Below are 2,250 nucleotides of genomic sequence, written 5' to 3' on the forward strand. Positions count from 1 at the left end.
CGTAGGCATATTCCTGATCCCGCCAGCGCTTGAGGCGGTTGTCTTTGACGTGGTCAAACTGGCTGGTGTTGAAGTTCAGCCGGTTCGCCGCGGCGTCGTAGCGGAATTCTTCGCTGTCGATCAACTGGCCGGTGTCGCGACTGTGCAGTTGGCCGTTGGCTTCGTATTCGTACTTGATCTCGCCGCGCAGTTTGTCGAGGGTGCGGGTCAACTCGCCGGCCGGGTCGTACTGGTGGCGGCGATGGATCGGGTTGTAGGCGTGCTCGACCAGCAGGTCGGGCTGGATGCCGGGGTTGTGGATTCTCGAGAGTTTTTCCGCCGGCAGGCGCGAGGCGAACTGCCAGCTCTTGCGGCCCATGGCGTCGTAGCCGAAGCAGCTGGTGAGCGTGCCCTGGGTGCGCAGGACTTCGCGGTGCAGGTCGTCGCGCTCGATGTCGCTGATCAGCTGGCCGTCGAGGTTGAGTTGGTGCAGGTGGCCGCTGCCGTAGTAAAGGTTACTTCAACCAAATCGTAAATCAGTGGCCGAAGAAATTCCGCAGCCACTCTGAAAGTTAAATATTAAAGAGCTCAACCACTATACACCACTGTAACGACTCATAAACTCATCAAACACTTTCTCACTATTAAGAACTCTTGCGGACTTATTTTCAAGTTCCTCCGCACGATCATCATCTGTGATAGTTACAAACAAAACAGGAGATTGATGAGTATTAAAATCTTGAAAAAAATCCTCATTTTTCAGCAACAGAAGAGCGTTTGTCATAGCTAAAAAAACCTGCGATTGAAAACTCTCAAAATCGCTCCTTTCCGCAGACTCCCTTAGAGACTTGCATACCCCTTTAAATTCTTCACTTCGCCAAGCTTCATACGCCCACTCAGAAGATGCCCATTTATAATACTGAATAACCTCAGGACTTCTGTCCTCCTCATCCTCTTGACTTATTTTCTCTTCCAACCCCCGAAAAGAGTTAGCAGAGGGACATATGGTCATAGCACCGCTATCGGTATATAGCGCACACACGTAAAACTCTTCATTAGGATGAGCATTTTTCAGGCTCGAAAAAGCAGACTTTGTGGCATTATATATACGCGCTTCCAGATCAACCCAATCCATAACAAACCTCCTACCCTTGTTAGCTTCCAAATATTTCAGCACCAATTTTTTGAAGCTCAGACTTCATCACAGATACTGCATCTTTAAACGGTAAGTCTCTAGCCATAACAGCGGTATCTGCTGCTTCGAGTTTACTCGCAACCAACCGCGCATTCGCAATGGTATGCCCTTGGTTTTCAGCCCACATCATGGCAGCAGGATCATTTACCGCATCAATTTTGTATTTATCTAGCACAGCACGACTGCGTTCTAGCGCCTTCTGCATTCCAGGGGATCTCGCGAACGATCCCTTAAAAACAATATGGTGCGCATGCGGCTTGACCATGGAGCTCGGAGGACGTGTCCCAGTCTTACTTGCGTAATAAGCTCCCCAATCCTTATCTGCACATAGCCCCCACGGATCGGACCACAAAACCGGGTTTTTTACATACTCATAAAGATTGAAACTACCCAACAACCCAATCGGATCCTGCGTTACAAACCGCCCCACCTCCGGATCGTAATACCGAAACGTGTTGTAGTGCAGCCCCATCTCATCGTCAAAATACTGCCCCTGAAACCGCAGATTCTGTTCGACTTCGTTTACGTCCAGTCTCTCAACCGAACCCCACGCCTTGTACGTCGCCTGCCAGACAATGCTCCCGTCCGCATCCGTCATCTCCAACGGCGTACCAATCTGGTCAGTATGAAAGTAATAAAGCTTCCGCTCTTCACCCTCTGCCTGATCCACCCGCGCCAACGGCGCATAACCCCCCGGTTCATACAGGTACAAACTACTCTGCCCCGGTCGCTCCTCACGCAGCATCCGCAAGCCTTGCCACAAAAAGTGCTTCTGCTCGATCTTACCGTTGACCTCTGAAACCTTGGCAACCCGTCGCCCCAAACTGTCATACCGATACGAACCGATACTTTCCAGCTTGCCGTTGACCAGAGTCTCGGCCCGCACGAGCCGATTCTCACAGTCATAAACAAACGTCTGCAGCGTGCCCATGCCGCTGCGTTTTTCAACCAGGTTGCCCCACGCATCGTAGGCATATTCCTGATCCCGCCAGCGCTTGAGGCGGTTGTCTTTGACGTGGTCAAACTGGCTGGTGTTGAAGTTCAGCCGGTTCGCCGCGGCGTCGTAGCGGAATTCT

Annotated in this window: 2 protein-coding genes and 1 pseudogene; all 3 read right to left on the reverse strand. The window is 51.4% G+C overall.

The window, feature by feature from the left end; genetic code table 11:
- A pseudogene (locus EI969_RS19170) lies at positions 1 to 499 on the reverse strand (type IV secretion protein Rhs); the annotation flags it as partial.
- Positions 500 to 574: 75 nt separating this feature from the next.
- Positions 575 to 1,114: a DUF4303 domain-containing protein gene (locus tag EI969_RS19175; RefSeq protein WP_110663046.1), complete on the reverse strand. Its 540-nt coding sequence runs from the start codon at positions 1,112 to 1,114 to the stop codon at positions 575 to 577.
- Positions 1,115 to 1,133: 19 nt separating this feature from the next.
- Positions 1,134 to 2,250, reverse strand: a 1,117-nt coding sequence (locus EI969_RS19180; RefSeq protein WP_178120735.1) for an RHS repeat domain-containing protein, incomplete at its 5' end; no start/stop codon positions are given.

The sequence above is a fragment of the Pseudomonas sp. PB101 genome (assembly GCF_009764265.1).
GTDB lineage: Bacteria > Pseudomonadota > Gammaproteobacteria > Pseudomonadales > Pseudomonadaceae > Aquipseudomonas.